Source organism: Lentzea albida, assembly GCF_900111005.1.
GTDB classification, from domain to species: Bacteria; Actinomycetota; Actinomycetes; order Mycobacteriales; family Pseudonocardiaceae; genus Lentzea; species Lentzea albida.
The window spans coordinates 419,968-445,511 of sequence record NZ_FOFV01000003.1 but is presented as its reverse complement, the minus strand read 5'-3'; the positions used below and the strand labels follow the sequence as shown (position 1 = coordinate 445,511).

The 25,544-nt window shown below is 69.1% G+C and carries 27 protein-coding genes; 16 read left to right on the top strand and 11 right to left on the bottom strand.

What is annotated here, in order from left to right; translation table 11 throughout:
• Positions 1-13: 13 nt before the first annotated feature.
• The 4 genes from BMY74_RS11115 to BMY74_RS11100 are packed head-to-tail and all read right to left on the bottom strand — an operon-like array spanning position 14 to position 3,296.
• Positions 14-565, bottom strand: a complete 552-nt coding sequence (locus BMY74_RS11115) for a S1 RNA-binding domain-containing protein (RefSeq protein WP_218159596.1) — start codon at positions 563-565, stop codon at positions 14-16.
• Positions 562-1,365 carry an alpha/beta fold hydrolase gene (locus BMY74_RS11110; protein ID WP_089913781.1) on the bottom strand — a complete coding sequence of 268 codons (804 nt, stop codon included), beginning with the start codon at positions 1,363-1,365 and terminating at the stop codon, positions 562-564. Before BMY74_RS11110 ends, BMY74_RS11115 begins: the two co-directional genes overlap by 4 nt.
• Before the next feature lie 18 nt (positions 1,366-1,383).
• Positions 1,384-1,815 (bottom strand): cupin domain-containing protein, encoded by a 432-nt coding sequence (locus BMY74_RS11105; protein WP_089913778.1) that lies wholly within the window; start codon positions 1,813-1,815, stop codon positions 1,384-1,386.
• Positions 1,812-3,296 (bottom strand): GGDEF domain-containing protein, encoded by a 1,485-nt coding sequence (locus BMY74_RS11100; protein WP_245786035.1) that lies wholly within the window; start codon positions 3,294-3,296, stop codon positions 1,812-1,814. The genes BMY74_RS11105 and BMY74_RS11100 overlap by 4 nt, the downstream gene beginning before the upstream one ends.
• Positions 3,297-3,442: 146 nt before the next feature.
• On the opposite strand from BMY74_RS11100, the gene ruvC reads away from it, so the two are divergent.
• From ruvC to BMY74_RS11065, 7 genes are all read left to right on the top strand, one after another.
• Positions 3,443-4,009, top strand: coding sequence for a crossover junction endodeoxyribonuclease RuvC (gene ruvC / locus BMY74_RS11095; protein WP_177229686.1), 567 nt, complete (start codon positions 3,443-3,445; stop codon positions 4,007-4,009).
• Between the two features lie 30 nt (positions 4,010-4,039).
• Positions 4,040-4,621, top strand: a complete 582-nt coding sequence (gene ruvA / locus BMY74_RS11090; RefSeq protein WP_089913772.1) for a Holliday junction branch migration protein RuvA — start codon at positions 4,040-4,042, stop codon at positions 4,619-4,621.
• A complete protein-coding gene (gene ruvB / locus BMY74_RS11085; RefSeq protein WP_089913769.1) occupies positions 4,618-5,631 on the top strand; it encodes a Holliday junction branch migration DNA helicase RuvB in 1,014 nt (337 codons plus the stop codon). Before ruvA ends, ruvB begins: the two co-directional genes overlap by 4 nt.
• Before the next feature lie 72 nt (positions 5,632-5,703).
• Positions 5,704-6,069, top strand: coding sequence for a preprotein translocase subunit YajC (yajC, locus tag BMY74_RS11080; protein WP_089914310.1), 366 nt, complete (start codon positions 5,704-5,706; stop codon positions 6,067-6,069).
• A 129-nt stretch (positions 6,070-6,198) separates the two neighbouring features.
• Positions 6,199-7,986 carry a protein translocase subunit SecD gene (gene secD, locus BMY74_RS11075; protein WP_089913766.1) on the top strand — a complete coding sequence of 596 codons (1,788 nt, stop codon included), beginning with the start codon at positions 6,199-6,201 and terminating at the stop codon, positions 7,984-7,986.
• A gap of 1 nt (position 7,987) precedes the next feature.
• Complete coding sequence (secF, locus tag BMY74_RS11070) at positions 7,988-9,139, top strand: protein translocase subunit SecF (RefSeq protein ID WP_089913763.1); 1,152 nt, start codon at positions 7,988-7,990, stop codon at positions 9,137-9,139.
• Between the two features lie 23 nt (positions 9,140-9,162).
• Positions 9,163-9,654: an adenine phosphoribosyltransferase gene (locus BMY74_RS11065; RefSeq protein ID WP_089913760.1), complete on the top strand. Its 492-nt coding sequence runs from the start codon at positions 9,163-9,165 to the stop codon at positions 9,652-9,654.
• Between the two features lie 53 nt (positions 9,655-9,707).
• Here the strand turns inward: BMY74_RS11065 and BMY74_RS11060 are convergent, their stop codons facing one another.
• Positions 9,708-9,992 carry a hypothetical protein gene (locus BMY74_RS11060; RefSeq protein ID WP_143091530.1) on the bottom strand — a complete coding sequence of 95 codons (285 nt, stop codon included), beginning with the start codon at positions 9,990-9,992 and terminating at the stop codon, positions 9,708-9,710.
• Positions 9,993-10,029: 37 nt separating this feature from the next.
• Positions 10,030-10,278 (bottom strand): hypothetical protein, encoded by a 249-nt coding sequence (locus BMY74_RS11055; protein WP_089913754.1) that lies wholly within the window; start codon positions 10,276-10,278, stop codon positions 10,030-10,032.
• Between the two features lie 708 nt (positions 10,279-10,986).
• Here BMY74_RS11055 and BMY74_RS11050 point away from each other — a divergent pair.
• From BMY74_RS11050 to BMY74_RS11035, 4 genes are all read left to right on the top strand, one after another.
• A complete protein-coding gene (locus tag BMY74_RS11050; protein ID WP_089913751.1) occupies positions 10,987-12,204 on the top strand; it encodes an HNH endonuclease signature motif containing protein in 1,218 nt (405 codons plus the stop codon).
• A gap of 66 nt (positions 12,205-12,270) precedes the next feature.
• Entirely contained in the window at positions 12,271-13,122 is an 852-nt protein-coding gene (locus tag BMY74_RS11045) for a helix-turn-helix domain-containing protein (protein WP_177229684.1), read from the top strand.
• On the top strand, positions 13,097-13,273 hold the full coding sequence (locus BMY74_RS11040; RefSeq protein WP_089913745.1) for a DUF397 domain-containing protein: 177 nt from the start codon (positions 13,097-13,099) through the stop codon (positions 13,271-13,273). The genes BMY74_RS11045 and BMY74_RS11040 overlap by 26 nt, the downstream gene beginning before the upstream one ends.
• A 122-nt stretch (positions 13,274-13,395) precedes the next feature.
• On the top strand, positions 13,396-15,681 hold the full coding sequence (locus BMY74_RS11035; RefSeq protein ID WP_425434831.1) for a RelA/SpoT family protein: 2,286 nt from the start codon (positions 13,396-13,398) through the stop codon (positions 15,679-15,681).
• Positions 15,682-15,756: 75 nt separating this feature from the next.
• Here the strand turns inward: BMY74_RS11035 and BMY74_RS11030 are convergent, their stop codons facing one another.
• The gene (locus BMY74_RS11030; protein WP_089913739.1) at positions 15,757-16,614 is read right to left on the bottom strand and encodes a peptidylprolyl isomerase; all 858 of its coding nucleotides are present in this window, start codon (positions 16,612-16,614) and stop codon (positions 15,757-15,759) included.
• A 114-nt stretch (positions 16,615-16,728) separates the two neighbouring features.
• Here BMY74_RS11030 and BMY74_RS11025 point away from each other — a divergent pair, with 114 nt between their 5' ends.
• Genes BMY74_RS11025 through BMY74_RS11015 form a run of 3 tightly spaced genes read left to right on the top strand, consistent with a single transcriptional unit; the run spans position 16,729 to position 19,315 of the window.
• Positions 16,729-17,439 (top strand): MBL fold metallo-hydrolase, encoded by a 711-nt coding sequence (locus BMY74_RS11025; protein ID WP_089914307.1) that lies wholly within the window; start codon positions 16,729-16,731, stop codon positions 17,437-17,439.
• 5 nt (positions 17,440-17,444) lie between these two features.
• Positions 17,445-18,692, top strand: coding sequence for a histidine--tRNA ligase (gene hisS / locus BMY74_RS11020; RefSeq protein WP_425434830.1), 1,248 nt, complete (start codon positions 17,445-17,447; stop codon positions 18,690-18,692).
• Entirely contained in the window at positions 18,689-19,315 is a 627-nt protein-coding gene (locus BMY74_RS11015; RefSeq protein WP_089913731.1) for a hypothetical protein, read from the top strand. Before hisS ends, BMY74_RS11015 begins: the two co-directional genes overlap by 4 nt.
• A 33-nt stretch (positions 19,316-19,348) precedes the next feature.
• On the opposite strand, the gene BMY74_RS11010 is transcribed toward BMY74_RS11015, so the two are convergent.
• Positions 19,349-20,185: a spermidine synthase gene (locus BMY74_RS11010; RefSeq protein WP_089913727.1), complete on the bottom strand. Its 837-nt coding sequence runs from the start codon at positions 20,183-20,185 to the stop codon at positions 19,349-19,351.
• A gap of 46 nt (positions 20,186-20,231) precedes the next feature.
• Here BMY74_RS11010 and BMY74_RS11005 point away from each other — a divergent pair, with 46 nt between their 5' ends.
• Complete coding sequence (locus BMY74_RS11005; RefSeq protein ID WP_089913724.1) at positions 20,232-20,585, top strand: DUF1304 domain-containing protein; 354 nt, start codon at positions 20,232-20,234, stop codon at positions 20,583-20,585.
• Here the strand turns inward: BMY74_RS11005 and BMY74_RS11000 are convergent.
• From BMY74_RS11000 to pnuC, 3 genes are read right to left on the bottom strand one after another with little or no spacing between them, the layout of a single operon-like run.
• Positions 20,506-21,903: a YibE/F family protein gene (locus BMY74_RS11000; protein WP_342716680.1), complete on the bottom strand. Its 1,398-nt coding sequence runs from the start codon at positions 21,901-21,903 to the stop codon at positions 20,506-20,508. The genes BMY74_RS11005 and BMY74_RS11000 overlap by 80 nt on opposite strands.
• A complete protein-coding gene (locus BMY74_RS10995; protein ID WP_089913717.1) occupies positions 21,881-22,942 on the bottom strand; it encodes an AAA family ATPase in 1,062 nt (353 codons plus the stop codon). Before BMY74_RS10995 ends, BMY74_RS11000 begins: the two co-directional genes overlap by 23 nt.
• Complete coding sequence (gene pnuC, locus BMY74_RS10990; RefSeq protein WP_425434829.1) at positions 22,939-23,517, bottom strand: nicotinamide riboside transporter PnuC; 579 nt, start codon at positions 23,515-23,517, stop codon at positions 22,939-22,941. Before pnuC ends, BMY74_RS10995 begins: the two co-directional genes overlap by 4 nt.
• Positions 23,518-23,556: 39 nt before the next feature.
• On the opposite strand from pnuC, the gene BMY74_RS10985 reads away from it, so the two are divergent.
• A complete protein-coding gene (locus BMY74_RS10985) occupies positions 23,557-25,533 on the top strand; it encodes an intein-containing Rv2578c family radical SAM protein (RefSeq protein WP_089913715.1) in 1,977 nt (658 codons plus the stop codon).
• Positions 25,534-25,544: the final 11 nt, after the last annotated feature.

Here is a 25,544-nt window from a genome sequence, read left to right as displayed (position 1 = left end):
GCGACGGCGGAGTTCAGCCTCCACCGCTGGTGAGGGTCACACGGCGCCGTTCCCGATCCACGTGGACGACGACCGCCACCTGATCGCCCACCTGCGGCGGCGGTGACGGGAGGTCCTTCTCGTGGAGAAGTCCCTCGATGCCGTCGCCGACCCTGACGAAGACGCCGATCGGGACCACCTCGGTCACCACACCTGGAAGTTCCTGCCCGGAGGTGACGGCGTCGGCGAACACGGGGAGGGGGTCCGGCTGCAACGCCTTCAGCGACAGCCGGGCCTCCATGTGCCACGTGTCGTAGATGAAGAACCTGCCCCTGACGCGTTGTCCGACCTCGACCACCGCGTCGTGGTGCCAGGACACCTCCGGGATCGTCACGAACCCGACGCCGGGGAAGAACGGGTGCGGAGGGCCGTCGTCGAGTGCCACGAACACCCCGAAGCGCTCGACCGCCGCCACCGTGCCCGACAGCACCTGCCCCGGCCGCAACCCGTCCAGGAACGCGTGCAGCTCGGGGTACTCCCGCACCATCTCCTGCCACTGCTCGTGCGGCGAGACCCGCTCGCTCACGCGCCCGCCAGGAACTCGACCAGCAGCCGGTTGACCTCGTCCGGCCGCTCCAGGTACCCGACGTGCCCCGCGTCGGCGACCTCGGCGTACCGGGCGCCCGGGATCGCGTCCGCCACCTCGCGCGACAGCCGCGGCGGCAGCACGAGGTCGTCGGCGAACCCGATGACCAGCGACCGCACCCCGATGGCGCGGTAGGCGGCCAGGCGGGTGTCGTACTCGCCGAGACCGAGCTGGACGCGCTCGCCCGCGCTGAGCGTGTTGCCGGCGAACTCGTACATCTGCAGCCAGTCGCGGGCGATGACCGGGTCGGTGAGCGTCTTCTGCGACAGGTTCCTGATCACCGACGCCACCGAGTAGAACTGCAGCGGGATCTCGACGCCCTTGTCGTGCAGGTCGCACAGGGCCTGCGTCCACGCCTGCTGCACCGGCTCGGGACGGCCGGAGGTCGCCATCATCACCGCCGACCGCACGAGCTCGGGGCGGGTCAGCGCCAGCTCCTGCACGATGCGCCCGCCCAGCGACGTGCCGATCACGTGCGCCGGGCCGCCCAGGTGCTCGACCAGCGCGGCGGTGTCGGCCACCATGTCGTCGATCGTGAAACCGCCCGCGCACTCCGACGACGGCTTGATGCCGCGGTTGTCGAAGTACGCCACCCGGTAGCCCGCCTTCACCAGCGCGGGCACCTGGTAGGTGCGCCAGACGCGGCCGGGGCTGCCGGTGCCCATGACGAGCACGACGAGGTCGCCGGACCCCTCGGTCTGGACGTTCAGGTCGATGCCGTTGAGCGGGACGAGCGCCATTCCGAAGATCCTAGAGAGCTAGAACCGGCACAGGGGCCGAATCAGAGCAGCGTGTGCGGGATAACGCGCGCACAGGTCGTCCGCGTGCCCGAACTCCACGACGTCGTCGGTGTACGGCGGCACCACGACCGTGCCGACCAGCGACCAGTCGCCCGCCGGGGTGCTGCCCTGCCACACTCCCGCGGGCACCACGACCTGCGGGTTCGACGCGCTCAGCACCGGCGACGTCACCGTGCCGTCCGGGTGCAGCAGCAGCATCCGCAACGGCGACCCCGCGTGGAAGTGGTAGATCTCCAGGTGCTCCAGCACGTGCATCCCGGAGAAGTCGGGGCTGCGCAACAGGTACGCGATCGCGGACGCCTCGTCGGAGCGGTGCGTCTGCGCGAAGTACCCGCCCTCCACGGGGAGCTCCTGCATGCCCAGCGAGGAAATCAACTGCTCAGGGGTCACGTCATCTCCGGTAGCGGTGAACCGTGCACGACGACCATGCCCTTGCCGAGCCGCTTCGCCGTGTACATCGCGGCGTCCGCGGCCCGCAGCACGTCGTCGGCGGTGATCGAGGGGTCGTGCGAGAACCGTTGCGCCACACCGATGCTGGCGTGCACCCGGTGCACCCGGCCCAGCACCTCGTGCGGATGTCCCAACGCGCTGAGCAGCCGCGCGCCGATCTCGTCCGCGTCACCGCCGTCGACCAGCACGCCGAACTCGTCGCCGCCGAGCCGCGCCACGGTGTCCTCCGGCCGGACGTTGTTCTTCAGCCGTGCGGCGACGTTGCGCAGAACGGCGTCGCCCTCGGCGTGGCCGTGGTTGTCGTTGACGGCCTTGAAGCCGTCCACGTCGATGAACAGCAGGATCAACGGCCTCGCGCGGTCACGCACTGCCAGAGCGCGCTCCAGCCGTTCGCGGAAGAGCGAGCGGTTCGCCACGCCGGTCAACGGGTCGTGCGTCGCCTCGTGCCGTAGCTGCTCGCGAGAGACTCGCAGTTGGTCCATCAGCCGGACGTTGTCCATCATCGTGAGCAACTGACGCACGATCACGAGACACACGACCAGGATGCCGACGTAGATCTCGACCGGGTTGAGGCGCCCGCCCGTCGCGGTGTTCCAGCTGATGAAGAGGCCGGTGACCGCGAGCGGCAGGTATGGCACGGACAGGTGCAGGAAATCGGCCGTGCGCAGGCGTCCAGGCGTGGGTTCGAGGGTGCGCGCCGGAGCGAGTGCGCTCAGCAGGAAGAACGCCGGGCACAACATGAAGCCGATGTCCGCGGTCGCCGGGATCACCGTGTTGCCCTGGGCGATGTGGAACGCGAACACCCAGCCCGACGACGACTGCGCGATACCGGCCAGTGCGATGAAGAGCATCGGCCACTGACGCACGGCCTGATGCGTCCACGACATGACCACGATCGCCACGAGCAGCACGAGGTACGCGGCGGGATGGGCGACGACGGTCGCGAACCCCGGCCCCTCCGTGGCCCACGCGCGGGTCAGCGACTCGAGTGCCGACACCCACGTCAGCACGAACAGCGACCCGATCACGATCAGCCCGTCGAGCACGATCACCGTGCGGCTGCGGTAGTTCGGCAGCAGGTCGCCGGCCGTGCGCTTCTGCGCCTTCACGACGACCGCGGCCAGGCAGAGGACCGGCACCATCGTGAAGCCGAGCGGCGCGATCGTGGACGACGGCAACTGCACGCCCATGATCTGCTGGCCCCAGATCCACGCGGACAGCCCGACGGTCAGGCTGGCCATGGCCGCCGTCATCCACTTGTCGCGGGCGCGCGCGTAGGCGACCAACGCCGCGATGGCGAAGACGAGCTGCACGACCTTGTCGATTGCGATACCGATATCGCGGGGCGCGGTCAGGGCGGTGAGGATGGCGATCGCCATGAACGTGCCGACGCACGCGGCGACGACCCAGAACCTCTGCACCGTGTCTCCTGTGATCGAAACCCGACCACCGTAGTAACGGCGGCGTGGACTTGTCGAACCGCGTCAGCCCGTGTCGGTGCGGGTCACCCATGGGTGCACCGGATATGGTTCGAACTGTTGTTCGTTCGGCGATCCGGGGAGCTGTTGTGCGGGTGTTCGGGGTCGACCCCGGTCTGACCAGGTGCGGCTTCGGCGTGGTCGACGGCGGGCCGGGCCGGGTCGTGCGCGCCGTGGCCGTCGACGTCCTGCGCACGCCCGTCGACGCTCCGCTGTCCGTGCGCCTGCATGAGCTGTACGACGGCGTCTGCGTGTGGCTCGACCGTTACGAACCACAGGTCGTCGCCATCGAACGCGTCTTCGCGCAGCACAACGTCCGCACCGCGATGGGGGTCGCGCAGGCGTCGGGTGTCGTCGCACTGGCCGCCGCGCAGCGGAACCTGCCGGTCGAGTTCCACACGCCGTCCGAGGTGAAGGCCGCCGTCACCGGATCGGGCCGCGCGGACAAGGCGCAGGTGACCGCCATGGTGACCAAGCTGCTGGGGTTGAAGGTCGCCCCGAAGCCCGCCGACGCGGCGGACGCCCTGGCGCTCGCCATCTGCCACCACTGGCGCGCGCCGATGCGCAGCAGGCTCGAGGAAGCACAGGCCCGCGCGGCGGAGCTCGCCCGCGTGCACAAGGCGAAGCTGGCCGAAGCGGCCAAGCGCGCCAACTAAGGTCCAGCTCGTGAAGTCCGGAGGAACCAGGTGATCTCGTCACTGCGCGGCCAGGTGCAGCACGTCGGCCTCGACCACGCCGTCGTCGAGGTGGGCGGCGTCGGGTTCGCCGTGCAGGCCACGCCCACCACCCTCGCGAGCCTGCGCCGCGGCGAGGAGACCACGCTCGCCACCACCCTCGTCGTCCGCGAGGACAGCCTCACCCTCTTCGGCTTCGCCGACGCCGAGGCCCGCGAGCTGTTCGGCCTGCTGCAGACCGTGAGCGGCATCGGCCCGCGCATCGCGCTGGCCACGCTCGCCGTGCTCGAGCCCGACAAGCTCCGCCACGCCCTCGCCGAGGGCAGCATCACCGTGCTCACGCAGGTCCCGGGCATCGGCAAGAAGGGCGCGGAACGCCTCATCATCGAGCTGCGCGACAAGGTCGGTCAGCTCCCCGCGCCCACGACGCCCGCGCACAGCCAGACGCGCGACCACGTCGTGGAGGCGCTCCTCGGCCTCGGCTTCCCGGCCAAGGCGGCCGAGACGACCGTCGACAAGGTCCTCTCCGACAACCCGGACCAGTCCACCTCCGCCGTCCTGCGCCGTGCGCTCGCGACCCTGGGGCGCAAGTGACCGAGGACGAGCTCAGCCCGTACGTCGCGCCGGCCGAGCGCGACGTCGAGACCAGCCTGCGTCCCGCCGACCTGCACGAGTTCGTCGGCCAGCAGCGCGTCCGCGAGCAGCTCGAACTCGTGCTGCACGGCGCGATGAGGCGGGGGACCGCCCCCGACCACGTCCTGCTCAGCGGCCCTCCCGGGCTCGGCAAGACCTCCCTCGCCATGATCATCGCGAAGGAGCTCGGCAGCGCCATCCGCATCACCAGCGGCCCTGCCCTGGAACGCGCGGGCGACCTCGCCGCGATGCTGTCCAACCTGGTCGAGGGCGACGTTCTGTTCATCGACGAGATCCACCGCATGGCCCGGCCCGCGGAGGAGATGCTCTACCTCGCGATGGAGGACTTCCGCGTCGACGTCGTCGTCGGCAAGGGCCCCGGCGCGACCAGCATCCCGCTCGACATCGCGCCGTTCACGCTGGTAGGAGCCACGACGAGGTCCGGAGCGCTGACCGGGCCGCTGCGCGACCGCTTCGGCTTCACCGGCCACATGGAGTTCTACAGCGCCGACGAGCTCGACCTCATCGTGAAGCGCAGCGCCAAGATCCTCGGCGTCGACATCGCCGAGGACGCCGCCCTCGAGATCGCAGGGCGCTCCCGCGGCACCCCCCGCATCGCGAACAGGCTGCTGCGCCGCGTCCGCGACTTCGCCGAGGTCAGGGCCGACGGCCGGGTCACGGAGGAGATCTCCAAGCAGGCGCTCGAGGTCTACGACGTCGACCAGCTCGGTCTCGACCGCCTCGACCGCGCGGTGCTCTCGGCCCTGGTCAAGAGCTTCGGCGGCGGCCCGGTCGGCGTCTCGACCCTCGCGGTCGCGGTCGGTGAGGAGCCGACGACCGTCGAAGAGGTGTGCGAGCCCTATCTGGTCCGGGCTGGCATGCTGGCGAGGACCCCGCGCGGCCGGGTGGCGACTCCAGCGGCGTGGTACCACCTGGGGCTGGAACCGCCCGCCGGTGATCAACTGTGGTGACCTGGCACAATCGGCGAAAGCACCTGGACATATCGGGCGTGCGTCGAGGCATGTCCACTTGATCGGAGAATGATGGACCTAGGCAGTTTGCTTTTCCCGTTGCTTCTGGTTCTGCTCGCCGTGCCGCTGTTCCTCAGCGCGCGCAAGCAGAAGCGCGCGATGGCCGAGCAGCAGCAGCTGCAGAACTCCCTCGCGCCCGGTGACAAGGTGATGACGACGTCGGGTCTGTACGGCACCGTCGCCGACGCGAGCCACGACACCACCATCGACATCGAGATCTCCGAGGGCGTCGTCACCCGCTGGCTGCGCGCCGCGATCCGCGAGAAGGTCGCGGAGACCGAGGAGGCCGTCGTCGTCGACGACAAGGCGGACGAGGACGAGGAGCCGGCGACCACCGCACAGGTCGCGGAGCCCTTGGACCACAACGCCAAGAAGTAACCAACTGATTCGTGACACCTGGAGTTGGCAACTGTGAACACCGCCAACTCCAGGTAGTGACGCGCAGCTCACCTGGCGCGCGTTACGCTGCGCGCTCGGAAACCATCGCTACTAGGAGACGGACGGATCGTGGCACCTCCGGCCGGGCAAATTCGCCCTGCGAAGTATCTGGCGAGTTTTGTCCTCATCGTGGTCGCGCTCTACGCCCTGGTCTTTTTGACCGGGAACGGTTCGGCCAAACCCAAGCTCGGAATCGACCTGCAGGGTGGCACGCTCGTCACGCTGACCGCGCGTCAGGAAGACGGGGCCCAGCCCAGCGAGGAGGCGCTCAACCGCGCACGTGACCTCATCGAGGTCCGCGTGAACGGTCTCGGCGTCTCCGGTGCCGAGGTCGTGCGCGACGGCAACAACCTGGTGATCACGGTCCCGGGCGCGGACAGCGAAGGCGCGAAGGGCCTCGGCCAGACCGCCCGCCTCGCGTTCCGCAAGGTCATCGGCCAGCCGATCCCCGCGGGCGCCGCCCCGAACCCGACGCAGTCGAGCACGCCGCCGTCCGGCAGCGCGAGCACCCCGCCGTCGGCCCCGCCGAGCCAGAGCGCGGGCCAGGCCCCGCCGTCGAGCGGTGCCCCCCAGGGCCGTCCCGCGCCGAACCTGGCCGCGCAGCCCTCCAGCACGCCGCCGTCGAGCAGCGCCGCGCCGTCCAGCACCGCGCCCAGCACGCCGTCCGCCCCCTCCAACGTCGACCCGAAGGTCGCGAAGGAGATCCAGGAGGCGAAGGCGCTGCGCCAGTCCACGGACCCGCAGGTCCTGCAGCAGGCCGCGCTCATGCTCGACTGCACGAAGGCCGACCCGTTGCGCGGCAACGACGACCTCGACAAGCCCCTCGTCACCTGTGACGAGAAGGGCGAGTTCAAGTACACGCTGGCCCCGGTCAACCCTCCCAAGGAGGACACCGAGACCAAGGCGGACGACTACTCGAACTACTCCCGCCTGACCGGTGAGGACATCAGCAACGCCGCCGCGAACGCCAACCCGAACGGCACCGGCTACGTCGTCAACCTGGACTTCAAGTCCGAGGGCGGCACGAAGTGGGGCTCGTTCACCGCGGCCAACGTCCAGCAGGCCGTCGCGGTCGTGCTCGACGGCGAGGTCATGTCCGCGCCGACCATCCAGTCGGCCATCTCCGGTGGTTCCACCGAGATCAGCGGCAAGTTCACGCTGAAGGAAGCCACGAACCTCGCGAACACGCTGAAGTACGGCGCGCTGCCGCTGTCCTTCGACTCCTCCGAGGCGCAGACGGTGTCCCCGACGCTCGGCCTGCAGTCGCTCAAGGCGGGTCTCATCGCGGGCGGCATCGGCCTCGCGCTGGTCTTCGTCTACTGCATGTTCTACTACCGCCTGCTCGGCATCCTGACGATCCTGTCGCTGGTGCTCTCCGGCGTGATCATCTACGCCGTGCTGGTCCTGCTCGGCCGCGTCATCGGCTTCACGCTGGACCTGGCGGGCATCGCCGGTTTCATCGTCGCCATCGGTATCACCGCGGACTCGTTCATCGTCTTCTTCGAACGACTGAAAGACGAAGTGCGTGAAGGCCGTTCGTTCCGTTCGGCCGTGCCGCGCGCATGGGTCCGTTCGCGCCGCACGATCCTTTCCGCCGACGCGGTCAGCTTCATCGCCGCCGCCGTGCTGTACGTGATCGCGGTCGGCCAGGTGAAGGGCTTCGCGTTCACCCTGGGCATGTCGACGGTCCTCGACCTCGTCGTCGTGTTCCTCGTGACGCACCCGCTGGTCGCGATGGCGTCCAAGTCCAAGCTCCTGTCCAACCCGAGCCTGTCCGGCCTGGGCGGTGCCGCCCGCGAGGGTGCCGCACACCGCGCCACCACGACCGGCAAGACGACCGCCGTGAAGGAGGCCTGACATGAGCGTGCTCTCGCGCCTCTACGTGGGCAACGGCGCCTTCGACATCGTCGGCAAGCGCACCCGCTGGTACATCGTGTCCGGCATCATCCTGCTGGTCTGCATCGGCTCGATGGTGTTCAACGGCTTCAACCTGGGCATCGACTTCAAGGGCGGCACGAAGATCTCGATGCCGTCCGTGTCGGCGAGCGGCCAGACCATCTCGACCTCGGCCGTCGAGGACGCGTACGCGAAGGCCCTGCCCGGCAAGAAGCCGAACGCCGTGCAGGCCGTCGGTTCCGGTGCCAGCGCGACGATCCAGCTGAAGTCGCCGGCGCTGAACGTCGCGGAGGTCGCGACGCTCAAGACCGGCCTCGCGCAGGACCTGCAGCCGCAGGGCGGCCAGTCGTCGATCTCCGACAGCGCCGTCTCCGCGTCCTGGGGCGGTGAGATCAGCGGCAAGGCCCTGTGGGCCCTGTTCTGGTTCTTCATCGCGGTGACGCTGTTCCTGGTGTTCTACTTCGAGTGGCAGATGGCCGTCGGCGCGCTCGTCGCCGTGTTCCACGACGTCATCATCACCGCCGGCGTGTACTCGCTCATCGGCTTCGAGGTGACGCCGGCGACGGTGATCGGTCTGCTCACGATCCTCGGCTTCTCCCTGTACGACACGGTCGTCGTGTTCGACAAGGTCAAGGAGAACACCCGGGGCCTGCTGGGCCTGACCCGCCGCACGTACGCCGAGGCGGCGAACCTGGCGCTGAACCAGACCCTGATGCGCTCGATCAACACGTCGCTGATCGCGTTGCTCCCGGTCATCGGCCTGCTGGTCGTCGGCGTCGGCATCCTGGGCGTCGGCACCCTGCAGGACCTGGCGCTCGTGCAGCTCGTCGGCATGTTCATCGGTGCCCTGTCCTCGATCTTCATCGCCACCCCGGTGCTGGTGGACCTGAAGATGCGCGACCCGAAGTACATCGCGCAGGCCAAGCGCGTGGCCGCCCGCCGCGCCAAGGCCACGGGCCCGCAGGTCGCCGAGGGCATCGAGTCGGCCGACGACGACGCGCTCGCCGCCGACCTGCGCAAGGAGGAGGCGTACGCCGCCGCCGCGTCGGTGCCCCACCGCACCGCCAAGGCAGGCGACGCCCGCCGCCGCCCGACCGGGAAGCGCCAGCGTTGAAACTGGATCGTGCTCTGGAACTGATGCGTGAAGTCCCGGACTTCCCCCAGCCGGGGGTCGTCTTCCGGGACTTCACGCCGGTCCTCACCGACCCCGACGCCCTGCGCGCCGTGGTCGACGGCCTCCAGGACAAGATCGACGACAGCACCCAGGTGATCGCCGCCATCGAGTCGCGCGGCTTTCTGCTGGGCGCCGCCCTGGGCTACGGCTGGCGCTACGGCGTCGTGCCGCTGCGCAAGCCGGGCAAGCTCCCGGTCGTCGCCGACTCCCAGGCGTACGCGCTGGAGTACGGCGAGGCATCCCTGGAGCTCCCCGCCGACGCCATCCAACCGGGCCAGCGCGTGGTCGTCGTCGACGACGTGCTCGCCACCGGCGGCACCGCCGAGGCGGCGTGCACCCTGGTGGAGCGCGCGGGCGGCATCGTGACGGGCGTGTCCGTGGTTCTGGAGATCACCGCCCTGGGCGGACGCTCCAGGCTCGCGGGCCGCGAGGTCAGCGCCCTGATGGCGGTCTAGGAACGTTTCGATCGGAAGGGGACCGGCCTGCTGGCCGGTCCCCTTTTCGCATGTCAGCCGGACACCGGCACGGCGACGAACCGGTAGGCGACGACCACGGTGATCGCCCACAGGAAGTAGAAGATCGGCAACCCCAGGACGACCAGCCGCCACGCCTTCACGTCACCGTGCCCGACCCGCATCAACGCGGCGGCCGCACCGAGCCACGGCACCACCCCGAGCACGGCGGCCCGCAGCCCCTCACCGCCGCCGCCGGTGACCAGGTTGAGCAGGACGATCGCCGCGTACCAGACACCGGCGAACGCCAGGCAGTGCCAAATGGGCCGATGGGAGTGCATGCCCCCCAGCCTGTCAGCCGCTGCGGTGTCGTCCACGTCAGGCCACGGGCGGCGGAGCCACGAAGGCCGCACCCACGCTCACGAACACCAGCGTCACCAGCGACGCAGGAGCCGTGACGACCGCGATCTCCCACAACCTCGGAGCCTTCGCGCGCCGCAACACCAGCCAGCTCAACGCGGTGGCCACCACCCAGCCCACCGCCGACCCGATGACGGACCGCGGATCGATGTAGCCGGGATCGTCGAGGGCCAGGTACGCCATCGTGCCAAGCCACACGAACGTCATAGCGGCGCACCACAACAAAGTCCTCACAGCCCGAGTGTGTCAGGCGTCCCACGGCCACCTGCCCCCACCCAACTGGCCTGCCTCGACCAGCCGCCCCGCCCACCACGGCCGCCCCGCTGCACCATCCCGTGCCCCGCCGGCCACCGCCTTGTGCCCGCCGCCCCCGCCTTCAGCGTCCCCGCCACCACTACCGTCTGCCCGCCGCCCCGCCGCCCCGCCGCCCCGCCGCCCCGCCGCCCCGCCGCCCCGCCGCCCCGCCGCCCCGCCGTCCCGCCGCCTGGCTGCCACTCCGGCGCCCTGCCCGTCCACCACCGCCAATGCCGCCGCCGTCCTGCCCTGCCGCGCGGCTGCCGTCGCCCCACCGTGCCGCTGTCTGCTCGCCGCCGCTCCGTCAGCCGTCCCACACCCGCATCCCTCTGCTGCGGCTGCCGTGCTCCTGTCACAGGCCCGGCTTCGCCGAACCGGCACATGCCCTCCTTCGTCGGGCGTGTGCCGGAACGAATTTCTGTGGTCCATTTCTGAAGGCGGTTGCGGGGCGTGGTCCGTGTGCGTGCATCGGGCTTTATTTGCGTGCGTGGTTGCTAGTGGTTGCGTTGCGTCTAGAGAGAAGTGCACTAACGGCGCCTATAGCGGTTGTCCAGTTTGTTCACCCGAACGTGTGCGGTCTGACGTGCTTTTATGCTGTGATCTTGCGGTAGTGTCGAACGCATGAGCGAACGGGACTTCCGACTTATTTCTACCGACGAGCTGCTTGCCGCAGTCGTTGGTGACGTGGTGGAAATTCGTGTTCTTGAGAATGTGGTCATGCAGAAGATCGCCGAGTTGTCTCGGCGTGGGGCTGCGGCCGAGTTGGGTTATCGGAATGTTGCTCAGGTTCTGCGGCACGCGGTGCGGTGGGACTTGAAGACGGCTCGTCAGTGGGTCGCCCGGGCCGAGGTGCTGGCTCGGGAAGTCACGCCGTTCGGTTCGGTGCTGGAGGCGGAGTTGCCTGTCACCGCTGTGGCGGTGGCGGAGGGTTCGTTGTCCGGCGAGCACATCTCGGCGGTGGCCGAGGTGATGAAGGAGTTGCCGCCGGAGGCCGAGGCGCCGGTGGTGGAGTTCGCGCAGGCGCACGAGCCCAGTGCTGTGCGGGCGTTCGGCAGGGAGTTGGCGTACCGGCTGTACCAGCGGGACGCGGAGCCTCAAGAGGTCGTGGAGCAGGCGCCGGTCAACCGGCTGCGCATGGAGTGGAAGGGCGAGCAGTTGGAGGTGTGGGCGAAGCTCGACAAGGTCGCCGGCGCCAAATTTGAGGCGATGATCGATCCGCTGGCCAAGCCACGCCCGACCACTCCGGAAGAAGGTGTCGACCCGCGCTCGCGTGCTGAGCGCGAGGGTGACGCGTTCGCCGACCTGATCGACCTGATGTTGCGCGCCGACCGTCTGCCGGAGCACGGCGGCGAGCCGGTCACGCTCACCCTGACGATGTCGTACGAGAACCTGGCCGGGAAGACGGGTTTCGCGACGCTCGACAACCGCGTCCGCGTCCCGGCCACGCTGGTCCGCCGCCTCGCCTGCAACGCCGGGGTGATCCCGGTGGTGCTGGGCGGCCGGTCCGAGGCGGTGGACATAGGCCGCAAGGCGAGGACCTTCCCCGCCGCGATCCGCCGCCTGCTGGTGGCGAGAGACCAGGGCTGCACCTTCCCGGGCTGCGACCGCCCGCCGAAGCACTGCGACGCCCACCACGTGAAGTTCTGGTCGGAGGGCGGCGAGACATCCGTCAACAACGCGGCCCTGCTGTGCCGCCACCACCACACCTTGATCCACCAAAGCGATTGGGAGGTGAAGCTCCACAATGGAATCCCCACGTTCGTCCCACCTGCCTGGCTCGACCCCGACCGCACACCCAGGACTAACAAGACCCACCGCACCGGCCGCCACGCCGCCTAGTGGCGCGCCCGTTTTCACCCGAAGGAGCTGGTTCGTGGAGGAGGGTCAATGCCTACCGTCGGACGAATGACTGCGATCACCTCCACCGCGTACAGCCGCGACCTGGGCGACGAACTGCGCCGCCTCCGCGAGAAGTTCACGGGGCTGACGGGCCACGCCTTCGCGGAACAGCTCGGCTGGGACCCGAGCAAGGTCTCCAACATCGAGAAGGGCAAAGCGCGGGCGAGCGAGATCGACCTCGTGCAGTACCTGCTGACGTGCGGGCGCGACACGGGCTATTTCGAAGCCTTCCGCGACCGCTACCGGTACGCCTTCGACCCGTACGTGGTGACCGTCCCCGACAACCTGCGCACCCTGGCCCTGGCGGAAGCGCAAGCCAAGAAGATCACCAGTTTCGACGTGCTGTCCGTGCCTGGGCTTGTTCAGATTCCGGAGTACGCGGAGGCGTTGCTCGCCTCTGGCCGGAACACGCCGGAGGAGGTGGAGAAGTACCTCAGGTGGCGGATGGAGCGCCAGGCGATTCTGAAGCGGCCCAATCGACCGGATTGTCGCTTCTACGTGCACGAGTTGGCGTTGCAGCTTCAGGTGGGCGACGAGCGGATCATGGAGGAGCAGTACCTGCGCCTGCTGTTCAACACGCACATCCTCCGGATAGTGCCGATGTCCGCTGGTCAGGCCGTGATCAGAATGTCCGCGCGCATGCTTTTCAGCTTCGAGAAGCTGGTGCCCATGGCCTACAGCGAGACCGACCTCGCGCGGGTCTTCGCGCACGACGGCGCAGCCATCGCCGACTGCCGGGAGTTCTTCAAGTGGTTGGATGCCCTCGCGTTGGATGAGGGACAATCGCGGAGCGTGCTGGCGAGCTACGTCAGCAATCTCCGAAAGGACTCCGATGAGCCACAACCGGAGTTGGCGTAAGAGCACCTACAGCGGTCCTCAGGGCGACAGCGCCTGCGTCGAGGTGTCGCTCGCCCAGGACGCTCTCGTGCGTGATTCCAAGGCCACCCAAGGTGAGGTTCTGGCGTTCTCCGCTGACGCCTGGCGGGCGTTCGTGGTGAGCGTCGCCTGATCGGCTCAACGGAAGTTTGTGCGGCGTTCACCGTGTGAGCTGTGCCGCTCACCGCGCCATCGGAAGTTTCATCACGGTAAACGCGTTATCCTCGGTACTCGCGAGACCCGAGGAGCGTGGGGTTGAGTCAAGACACCGAACCCGCTGCGACGGTTGTTCAACCGTCGGCTACCCGGCGTGTGCGCGCCCGCCTTGCGCGGCGCATCACCGCCCAACGTGCGGCCCCGGTGAAGCAGGTCCTCGAACCTCTCGCCGCCGTGCACCGTGACCTCCATCCCAAGGCCGATCTGGCGCTTCTGCAGCACGCGTATGACGTTGCCGAGGAGAAGCACCGCCCGCAGCGCCGCAAGTCCGGCGATCCGTACATCACCCACCCGCTCGCCGTGGCGACGATCCTCGCCGAGCTGGGCATGGACACCACGACGCTGGTGGCCGCGCTGCTGCACGACACCGTGGAAGACACCGACTACTCGCTCAACCAGCTCAAGGAAGACTTCGGTGAGGAAGTCGCCCGGCTGGTCGACGGGGTGACGAAGCTCGACAAGGTCAAGCTGGGGGCGGCTGCCGAGGCGGAGACCATCCGCAAGATGGTCATCGCGATGGCCAAGGACCCGCGGGTCCTGGTCATCAAACTTGCCGACCGGCTGCACAACATGCGCACGATGCGGTTCCTGCCGCCCGAGAAGCAGGCCCGCAAGGCCCGCGAAACGCTCGAGGTGCTCGCACCCCTGGCCCACCGGCTGGGCATGGCGACGGTCAAGTGGGAGCTGGAGGACCTGGCGTTCGCCATCCTGCAGCCGAAGAAGTACGACGAGATCGTCCGCCTGGTCGCGAAGCGCGCGCCGAGTCGTGACACCTACCTGCGGTCCGTCGTCGACGAGCTGAACGGTCAGCTCGAGACGGCCAGGATCGTGGCGAAGGTCGAGGGCAGGCCGAAGCACTACTACTCGATCAACCAGAAGATGATCGTCCGCGGCCGGGACTTCGACGACATCCACGACCTCGTGGGCGTCCGGATCCTGGTGGACGAGGTGCGGGACTGCTACGCCGCGATGGGCGTCGTCCACGCCGCCTGGCAGCCGATGCCGGGGCGGTTCAAGGACTACATCGCGCAGCCGCGGTTCGGCGTCTACCAGTCGCTGCACACGACCGTGATCGGACCCGACGGCAAGCCCCTGGAAGTGCAGATCCGCACCCAGGAGATGCACCAGAGGGCCGAGTACGGCATCGCGGCGCACTGGCGCTACAAGGAGACCAAGGGCACCCACAACGGCAAGTCCGTCGAGATCGACGAGATGGCGTGGATGCGTCAGCTCCTCGACTGGCAGCGGGAAGCCGCGGACCCCGGTGAGTTCCTCGAGGGCCTGCGCTGGGACCTCGCCGCGCGCGAGATCTTCGTGTTCACGCCCAAGGGGGACGTGGAGACGTTGCCGACGGGCTCCACGCCGGTCGACTTCGCCTACTCCGTCCACACCGAGGTGGGTCACCGCTGCATCGGTGCCCGCGTGAACGGTCGCCTGGTCGCTCTGGAGCGCAAGCTCGAGAACGGCGAGGTCGTCGAGATCTTCACGTCCAAGGCGGAGGGCGCGGGCCCGTCCCGCGACTGGCTGAGCTTCGTGGCGTCCCCGCGCGCCAAGGCGAAGATCAAGCAGTGGTTCGCCAAGGAGCGCAAGGAAGAGGCGATCGAGCAGGGCAAGGACGCGATCACCAAGGAGGTTCGGCGCGTCGGGCTTCCGATCCAGCGCCTGGTCTCGGTCGACTCGATGCAGGCCCTCGCGAAGGAACTGCACTACCCGGACATGAGCGCGCTGTACGCGGCGGTCGGGGAGGGGCACACCTCCGCCCGCCACGTCGTGCAACGGCTCGTCGCGCAGCTCGGCGGTGTGGACCACGCCGAGGAGGAACTGGCCGACCGCGCCACCCCGTCCACCGTCACCCGGCGCCGCCCCACCGGCGACGCGGGCGTGATCGTCAAGGACGCGGGCGACGTGTGGGTGAAGCTCGCCCGCTGCTGCACCCCGGTGCCGGGCGACGACATCCTCGGCTTCGTGACGCGGGGCGGCGGCGTGTCCGTGCACCGCACCGACTGCACGAACGCGGAGGAACTGCTCAAGTCGCCGGAACGGCTCCTCGACGTCGAGTGGGCACCGTCGGCCTCCAGCGTGTTCCTGGTCGCCATCCAGGTGGAGGCGCTCGACCGGCACCGGCTTCTCTCGGACGTCACGAAGGTGCTGGCCGACGAGCGCGTGAACATCCTGTCGGCGTCGGTGACGACGTCACGCGACAGGGTGGCCGTCAGCCGGTTCTCGTTCGAGATGGGCGATCCGAAGCACCTCGGTCACGTTCTGAAGGCCGTGCGCGGCATTGAGGGCGTCTACGACGTGTACCGCGTGACGTCGGCCTCGTAGGCCGGCACTGGGGCGAGAGACGAGAGGAGCCCCCGTCCTGAAGAGGGCGGGGGCTCCGTCGTGTCCGGGTAGCTCTTAGTTCGCGACCAGCGCCGACTTGATGTCGACCGGCGTCTTCGGCTTGCCGTCGCCCTGGCCCGGCTGCTGCGAGATCGTGCCGGTCTTCGCGACCTCGTCGATCTTCTTCAGCGAGTCCTCGTCGACCGTGCCGAAGATCGTGTACTTGGCCTGCAGGTTCGCGCCGTCGCCGTAGACGATGAAGAACTGCGAGCCGTTCGTGTCCGGGCCCGAGTTCGCCATGGCGAGCACGCCGCGGCCGTAGGTGAGCTCCGGGTAGACCTCGTCCTTGAACGAGTAGCCGGGGCCGCCCATGCCGTTGCCGCCGGGGTCGCCGCACTGCAGGACCTGGATGCCGGTCACCACGAGGCGGTGGCAGGTCGTGTTGTCGAAGTACTTCTGCTTCGCGAGCTCGACGAAGTTGTTCACCGTGCACGGCGCGAGCGAGCGGTCCAGGTTGAACTTCAGGTCGCCGATCGAGGTGCCGAGCGTGACACCGACCGTGCCGACCGAGGACTGCTCGCCGTTCGCGGGCGGCGTGTTCTCCTTGGCCGCCGGCTCCTGGCCCTTCGTGTATTCACAGTTCACCTTCTCCGGCAGCGCCTGGGGGCGCTTCGGGATCTGGTGCAGCGCGGTGGGGATGTTCTCCGCCTTGTCCACCGACTCCTGGGTGGGAGTCTCCGACGCCGCGGCGTCACCGTTGCCGAATACGTCGTTGGTCGCGAGGAACCACACGCCACCTCCGACGAGCGCAACAACGACGACCGTCGACACGACGGCGATGATGCGACGCTTCTTGGCCCGCTCCTGGCGGTAGACCATCTGACGCTCAAGCTTGCGCTTGGCTGCCGCGCGTCGCTGCTCGTTGGTGGGCACGTGCTCCCTCCCCAGGGACTCATGCGAATAGGGCGGTCGGCTCGGCAGTCTAGGGCCTGGGCATATGAGCTTTGTGTGGTGGTTAGGCTGTCCTTGAACAGGGAGGTCATTTTCGTGCTCGTGATCGGGTTCCCCACCGGGGCGCTCCAGGCGAACTGCTTCGTCCTGGCGGCCGGTGAGGGCGAGCCCTGCGTGATCATCGACCCCGGTCAGGACGCGGTCGAGCCGATCGAGCAGGCCTTGCGCAAGCACCGCCTCGCGCCTGTCGCCGTGCTGCTCACGCACGGGCACTTCGACCACACGTTCTCCGTCACCCCGGTCTGCGACGGCAACGACGTCCCGGCGTACATCCACCCGGACGACGTGGCGATGCTGTCGGACCCGCTCAAGGGCGTCAGCGCCGAGTCCGCCGCGTTCTTCGGCGGCAACCTCGAGATGCGCGAGCCCTCGGAGGTCCGCGAGCTGACCGACGGCCTCGAGCTCGACCTCGCCGGCCTGCGGATCACCGTCGACCACACGCCGGGCCATACCGGCGGGTCGGTGATGTTCCGCTCCGGCGCGCAGGAAGGGGGTCGCCTGGTGATCTCGGGTGACACGCTCTTCGCCGGTTCGATCGGACGCACCGACCTGCCCGGCGGTGACCACTCCGCGATGCTGTCGTCCCTGCAGAGCAAGGTCATGACCTTGCCCGACGACACGGTGGTGCTGCCCGGCCACGGCCCGACGACGACCATTGGCCGCGAACGCGCGACGAACCCGTACCTCCTGCAGCTGCAGACGGTCGGTTCGAACGACGGGCCCGCGGCCCCGCACCGAGGACTTTGAGAGACGTGTTTTCCGCACCCAAGGGCGTTCCCGACTACATCCCGCCGACGTCTGCCGCTTTCGTGCACGTTCGGTCGACTTTGACGCGAGCCGCCGAGCTCGCGGGCTACGGCTACGTCGAGCTGCCGGTCTTCGAGGACACGGCGCTGTTCGCGCGCGGTGTCGGCGAGTCGACCGACGTCGTGACGAAGGAGATGTACACCTTCCTCGACCGCGGCGAGCGCTCGATCACGCTGCGGCCCGAGGGCACCGCGGGCGTGATGCGGGCCGTGATCGAGCACAGCCTCGACCGCGGGTCGCTGCCGGCGAAGCTGTACTACTCGGGCCAGTTCTTCCGTGCCGAGGCCCCGCAGGCCGGCCGGTACCGGCAGTTCCACCAGGTCGGCATCGAGGCGATCGGCATCGACGACCCGGCGCTGGACGCCGAGGTCATCGCGGTCGGTGACGCCGGGTTCCGCGCGATCGGGCTCACCGGGTACCGCCTGGAGCTCACCTCGCTGGGCGACGCGAACTGCCGTCCCGCCTACCGGGAGAAGCTGCAGGCGTTCCTCGCGGAGCTGCCGCTCGACGAGGCGACCCGGAAGCGCGCCGAGCTGAACCCGCTGCGCGTGCTCGACGACAAGCGCTCCGAGGTGCGCGAGATGGTCGCCGACGCGCCGCTGATGGTCGACAACCTGTGCGACGCGTGCCGCGAGCACTACGAGCTGGTCAAGGGCTACCTGACAGAGCTGGGCGTGAAGTTCGTCGAGAACCCGCGCATGGTCCGCGGCCTCGACTACTACACGAAGACGACGTTCGAGTTCGTCCACGACGGTCTCGGCGCGCAGTCCGGCATCGGCGGCGGTGGCCGTTACGACGGCCTGATGGCGCAGTTGGGCGGTCAGGAGCTGTCCGGTGTCGGTTTCGGTCTGGGCGTCGACCGCGCGCTGCTCGCGGCCCAGGCGGAGGGCGTGCTGCCGGAGTTCTCCCGCGTCGACGTGATCGGCGTGCCGCTGGGCGAGGCCGCGCGGGCGCGGCTGGTGGCGATCGCCGGTGAGCTGCGGGCCGCGGGCGTCCGGACCGACCTGGTCTACGGCGGCCGGTCGATGAAGGCGGGCTTCAAGGCGGCGGACAAGTCGGGCGCGAAGCTCGCGCTGGTGCTCGGTGAGCGCGACCTCGAGGCCGGCAACATCGGCGTGAAGACCCTCGCGACCGGTGAGCAGGTGACGGTGCCGCTGGCGGACGTTGTCGAAGAGGTGCGGAAGGCGCTGTGAGCGACGACAAGCTCGTTCTCGACCTGCTCGACAAGGCGACGGTCCGCAAGCGGGCGCGCATGGTGGCGATCGGCGGCATCATGGTCGCCCTCGCCTTCGGCGCGATCGTGGGCCTGATCGGCGGCCGCTGGCCCGGCGTCATCGCGGGTGTGATCGTGGCGGTGCCGGTGATCCTGCTGGCGCTGTCCGAGGCGCGCCGCACGGTGTGGCTCGAGGGCACGACGGTCCACGTGCGGGCGTTCGGCACGCGCAAGGTGGACCTCGCCACGGCCGACGGCCTCGACCTGCTGGTCACCGACCTGCGTGGGGCCCGGACCGTCGGGCTGTTCGTGCGCGGGAACAAGAAGGCGATCAACGTCGCCCTGTCGATGTACGCGGGAACGGGCGGTCGCGAGCTGGGTGTCTACCAGCTGCGGCGTCTGGCCGACGCGGTGGCCGCCCGCGGCGACACCCCCGGCCTGGTCTTCTCGGAACTGCTCGTCGCGCAGCTGCGGGCGGAGGCGCGGGGACTGGCGGCGGCGGAACGGCCGCTGTACCGGCTCGGGTCGCTCGCGCCGGCGGGCCGGATGGCGCAGAAGCTGCATCCGGACGCGGTCTCGAAGTTCGTGACCTCGCTGGACTGAAACCGGACGCCGCTCCCTCGGGGGCGGCGTTCTTCACGTGCCCCAGAGGCCGGACGGCGGGGCGGGCGAGAGCTTCGCGGTGGCGTCCGTCGTCACCGGTGCTCCGCCGATGAACTTCGTCAGGCCCGTGCCGTGCTCGACGCGGCCCTGGAACGGGTCGCCGGCCGTCGCCCGGGTCAGTTGCTGCATCGGCAGGGCGTGGTGTGAGGCCATGATCACGAAGTTGCCGAAGCGGCGGCCGCGGAACACGCCCGGTTCGGCGAGCACGCAGACGTGTTCGAACACCGCGCGCACAGTGGCGCACTGGGAGCGGGCGAACTGCAGGCCGTTGCCGTCGCCGATGTTCGCGGTGTAGATGCCGTCCTCGGCCAGCGCCGCGGACGCCTGCCGCACGAACTCAACGGACGTCAGGTGCGCCGGTGTGCGGGCTCCGGCGAAGCAGTCGGACACGATCAGGTCGAACGAGCCGGGGCGCGCCTTGACGAGCACCGCGCGCGCGTCGCCCGTCGTGATCCGCACGCGGGGAGGCGGCGGCAGTTCGCGGCGGATGAACGCGATCAGGCCCGCGTCGATCTCGGCCACCTGCTGAGACGCGCGAGGCAGTAGATCGGCCACGTAGCGCGCTAGCGTGAGAGCGCCACCACCCAGGTGGAGCACACGCGAAGGCGCGGTGAGGTCGACGATGTGACCCAGCCTGCGGACGTACTCGAACTCCAGGTAGGTCGGGTCGTCCAGGTCCACATGCGACTGTGGGGTTCCGTTGACCCGCAACGTCCAGGAGTTCCGTCCGCCGAGGTCGGGGACCAGCTCCGCGACGCCGGAGTCGATCGACTCGGTGATCGCCTCTGTGTCGGGCCGTTGTCTTCCCACTGCTCTATTGTCTCACCGCGTGTGTCAGCTCTGAGGAGGAACCCAAGTGCAGGTCATCGCCAACATCTTGCTCGCCCTCGTGGCGTTGATCCACATCTACATCGTGGTGCTGGAGATGTTCCTCTGGACGACCCCGCGCGGGCAGAAGGCGTTCGGCCTCACGCCCGAGTTCGCGCAGGAGTCCAAGGCGCTCGCGGCGAACCAGGGTCTCTACAACGGGTTCCTCGCCGCCGGTCTGATCTACGCGATCGTCCGGCAGGACTTCGGCGCGTCGGTGCTCTTCACGGTGTTCGTGATCGTGGCCGGCGTCTACGGCACGTTCACGGCGAGCCGGAAGATCTTCTTCGTGCAGGTGGTGCCGGGCGTGCTGGCGCTGCTCTTCGTGCTCTTGGCTCACTAGCCGGTCCACTGGGCCGTTCCCACGGCCCCTTGGCGGGGTCGTAGCCGGTGAAGAGGTCGCCCTCGATGCGCGTGGGCCGGGGTTTCGGCGCCGGCTTCGCGCGCTTCACGGTCTTCGGCTCGGGTTCCGGCTCGGGCTCGGGTTCGGGGGCCTGGAGCGGGGTGACCTCCTGGCGCACCGCGATCAGCGCGGCCAGGGCCGTCGTCACCGGGATCGCCGCCACCAGGCCGATGCTGCCGACCAGGGTGCGCACGATCTCCTGCGCGATCTGCTGCGCGGTCAGCACCTCGCCCATCGACCGCCCGGCGAGCGAGATCGCCAGCAGCAACGGCAGCGCCGCGCCCGCGTAGGCCATCATCAGCGTGTTCACGACGGACGACATGTGGTCGCGCCCGATCCGCGAGCCCGACGCGAACAGCTCGCGCCACGTCAGCTTGTCGTTGGCCCGCCGCAACTCCCACACCGCGCTGGTCTGGGTGACCGTCACGTCGTCGAGCACGCCCAGGGCGCCGATCAACGTGCCGGCGAGCAGCAGTCCGCGGGTGTCGATGTTCGTGCCGAGCAGGGTGACGAGGTTCGTCGTGTCCTCGTCCAGGCCGGTCAGCTTCGCGAGCGCCGAGAAGATCGCGCCCAGCGCGCCGATCAGGGTGAGGCTGACCAGCGTTCCCAGGACCGCTGTGGACGTGCGCGCCGATATGCCGTGCGTCAGGTACAGCACCGCGAACATGATGATCCCGGCGCCGACCACCGCGACCAGAAGCGGGTTCTCGCCCGCCAGGATCGACGGCATGATGAACAGCACCAGCACCACGAAGCTCAGCAGCAACGCGCCGAGCGCCGCGAGCCCCTGCCACCGCCCGAGCAGCAGCACGGCGCCCGCGAACAGCAGAGCCAGCACCCCGAGCGACCACCCGCGCTGGAAGTCGACGATCTGGTACGACTCGGCGGCCTGCGGCTGGCTGCCCGCGTAGGACAGCACCACCTCGTCGCCGAGGGCGAAACTCGGCGCCCCGGGGCCCTTCACGCTCGGGATCGTGACGCTCTGGCCGCTCGCGGCGCCGTCGGTCATCTTGACGGTCACCGCGACGCACTTCTCGCCGCAGTTCTCGGCCACGCCGGTGACGACGGCCGCGACCGGCGTCTGGTGCAGCCCGATCTCGGCGCCGGTCTTCTGCTCGTACCCGAACGGGTAGAGCAGTGCCGCGCCGACGAGTGTGGCCAGCGCGAACGGCACCAGCAGCCACAGCAGCAACGTGCGGACGCGCTGTGACGCCGGTTCCTCGTTCAGCGCATGGCTATGCCCGTGACCGTGACCCACGCGCGACATCCTGCCGCATGAGGTGTTCAACGGCCGTGACGCCCGCGTCGAACCTGTTCTCCGTGAGCTTCAGCCACGGCACCCCGCGCCGTGTGAGCTCGCGTTCGAACAGGCCGGTCATCCACTCGCGCAGGTGTTCGCCGTCACGCCAGCCGTCCTGTTCGAACGGGACGCCGACGTGGTCGGTCAGCAGGTACAGGTCCGGTTCGGTGCCCTGGAAGACCTCGGGCCGGAAACCGAGGTAGCGCTCTCCCCACGCGGTCGCGGCGAACGCGTCGTTGTCCGCGATCACCAGCGGCGCGGTCTCGGCCTGGATGCGGCGGTCCTGTTCGCGGGCAACGTCTTCGAAGTCGCCCAGGGTCCACACCAGACCGTCCACGGTGGCGTCGGGATCGAACGCCCGTGCGGCGGCGAGCTTGTGTTCGGTGTGCTCGCGGCCGTATTCGGGGATCCAGGGCGCTCCGAAGTGGCTTGCGAGCCGCCGGGAGAGCGTGGTGGTGCCCGTGCTCTCCGCGCCGACCACCACGACCTTGCGGCCCAGGCCGCGCTGGGTCGCGGGGGAGAGGTGGTGCCAGTGCGCGACCGGGTCGGTGCGCACCGCCGTGCCCGAGACCGGGTGGGTGAGGCGGTCGAGGTCGACGAGCACGTGCCGCGCGCCCAGCCTGCGGGCCAGCTCGTCGCCGTACTTCTCGCTGGAGAACACGACGTCGACCGGGGCCTGCGACGGGTCGCCGTCCGCGATCGCCCGCCGCGCCAGCACCGCGCGGGTCAGTGCGACGTGCAGGTCCCAGATCTCGTCGGAGTCGAAGTCCATCGGGTGGTCGTCTAGGTCTCCGACGATGCGGACGCCGGGGGTGTCGCGGTGGGTCTCGGTCAGCCAGCGCACGCGGTGGTCGAGGGGGATCGTCTCGCTGGACGCCGCCAGGACCGTGACGGTCGTGCGCTCGCTGCGGGAGGCCGCCGTCTCGATGAGGTGGTGGTGGCCGTTGTGCGGTGGGTAGAACTTGCCGAGCACGAGGGCGTGGTCGTATTCCTTCACGCCGGCACCTCGTCGCTCTTCAGATCCTTTGTCCAGTTCCGCAACCCCAGCACGCACAGCACCATGAACCCCACGTACAACACCGCCGTCAAATACAGTTCTTTGTAGGCGTAGAGCGGCACGTAGATCACGTCCGCGGCGATCCACAGCCACCAGCACTCGACCTTCTTGCGCGCCTGGCCCCAGGTGGCGAGCAACGACAGGACGGTCGTGATCGCGTCCCAGAACGGCACCGTCGACTCGGTGAAGGTGACCAGGACCCAGTGCAGCAGACCGGTTCCGAGCACGCCGGCCACCGCGAGCCACAGCCACTGCGGTCCGGTCGTGCGGCTGACGCGCAACGTGCTGTGCTGCTCGCCGCCGCGTACCCACGCCCACCAGCCGTAGACGGCGAGTGCCATGTAGACGATCTGGAGACCGGAGTCGGCGTACAGACCGCTGCCCCAGAACAGCACGAGGAACGCGATGTTGTTCGCGATGCCGATGGGCCAGTTCCAGGGGTTCTGCCGGGCGACCAGCCACACGCAGAGTGCGCCGGTGACGAAGCCCGCTACCTCAATGGGTGACAACTGCACTCCTTGACCGTCGTTCGAACATGTGTTCGAATCGATGACGTGCGATGGGACGGACAGAAACTCGAGGCAGAGCCGCAACAGGCGCTACCGGGGCTACCGGGACTGGTGCGCAGCGTACGAACTCCTGAGTTCGCGGACGTGGTGTTCCACGAGGTCCGCGCCAAATCCGTGCTCAACGGGGTACCGGGTTCGTCGCTGCCGTTCGCGTGGACGGTCAACCCGTACCGCGGCTGTTCACACGCCTGCACGTACTGCATGGCCGGGGACACGCCGATCCTCATGGGCAACGGTCGCACGAAGCCGTTGTCCGAGCTGCGCGAAGGTGACGAGATCTACGGCACCGAGCTCGTCGGCAACTACCGGCGCTACAAGCTCACGACCGTTCTCGCGCACTGGGAGACGCGCAAGGAGGCGTACCGGCTGACGCTGGAGGACGGCACGACCGTGGTCGCGTCCGGGGACCACCGGTTCCTGACCGACCGCGGCTGGAAGCACGTGACGGGGGAGACGGCGGGCGTCGGACGCAGGCCGCACCTCACGACCGGCAACAAGCTGATGGGCACGGGGGCTTTCGTCGAGCAGCCCGCCGTGACCGACGACTACCGCCGCGGGTACCTGCGCGGCATGGTGGACGACGAGACCGAGTTCCACATCCCCCTGGCCGACATCGAGGCCATGGACCGCACGCAGGAGTACCTCGACTACTTCGGCGTGCGAGAAGGCGAGGGATTTCTGCACCAGGTGCGCGTACTAGCGCACTGGCAGATAGCGCCGAACCCCGACTGGCTCAAGGGATTCCTGGCCGGCGCGTTCGACTACCTCGGGACCTGCTCGCGCAGCATCCTGCGGCTGTCCACGCGCAACGCCACCGTTCTGGAAGCGATCTGCCTGGCGCTCAAGCACTTCGACTTCGACTTCGCGATCGAGGAGCTGCGCCGCCGTCGTGGTGTGCGGGTCGTGCGGCTGCGCGGCGGGCTGCGGGAGAACCTGCGGTTCTTCCACACCGTCGACCCGGCGATCACCCGCAAGCGCGACATCGACGGCGTGGCGATCAAGTCGCAGCGGCCGCTCGGCGTCGTGTCGGTGGAACCGCTGGGGGAGATGACCCTCTACGACATCTCGACCGGCACCGCGGACTTCATCGCGAACGGGGTGGTGTCGCACAACTGCTTCGCCCGCAAGACCCACTCCTACCTGGACCTCGACACCGGCAAGGACTTCGACAACCAGCTGATCGTCAAGGTCAACGCCGGGGAGGTGCTGTCGCGCCAGCTGCGGTCGTCGCGCTGGAAGCAGGAGCACGTGGCGCTCGGCACGAACACCGATCCGTACCAGCGGGCGGAGGGGCGGTACGCCTTGATGCCAGGGATCATCGAGGCGCTGACCGCCTCTCGCACGCCCTTCTCGATCCTCACGAAGGGCACGCTGCTGGCACGGGATCTGCCGCTGCTGACCGCGGCCGCCGAGGTCGTGCCGGTCGGGATCGCGGTGTCGCTCGCGCTGATGGACCGGGACCTGCACAAGTCGCTGGAGCCCGGCACGCCGACGCCCGCCGCCCGGCTGGAACTGGTCCGGAAGGTGCGGGAGGCCGGTCTGCCGTGCGGGGTGTTCGTGGCGCCGGTGCTGCCGGAGCTGACGGATTCCGTGGAGCAGCTGGACTTCCTGCTGGAGCAGATCGCCGCGGCCGGCGCGACCGGTGTGACGGTGCTGCCGCTGCACCTGCGTCCGGGGGCCAAGGAGTGGTTCGCGGCCTGGTTGCGGCGCGAGCACCCTGATCTCGTGGAGACGTACCGGTACCTGTACGGAGCCCGGTCCTATGTGGACAAGCGGTACCGCGCCCGGCTCGCCGCGCGGGTGGTCCCGTTGATCGAGAAGCACGGGCTCGCGCCGCGGGGGCGTTCCACCGACGCCGTCACCGGTGTGCCCGGTGACGACGAAGGCGTGTGGCCCGACGGCAGCCTGCCGGTGGGTGTGCCGGCGCCGCGCGTCGACCAGGAACAGCTCACCCTGCTGTGATCGTCCTGCTG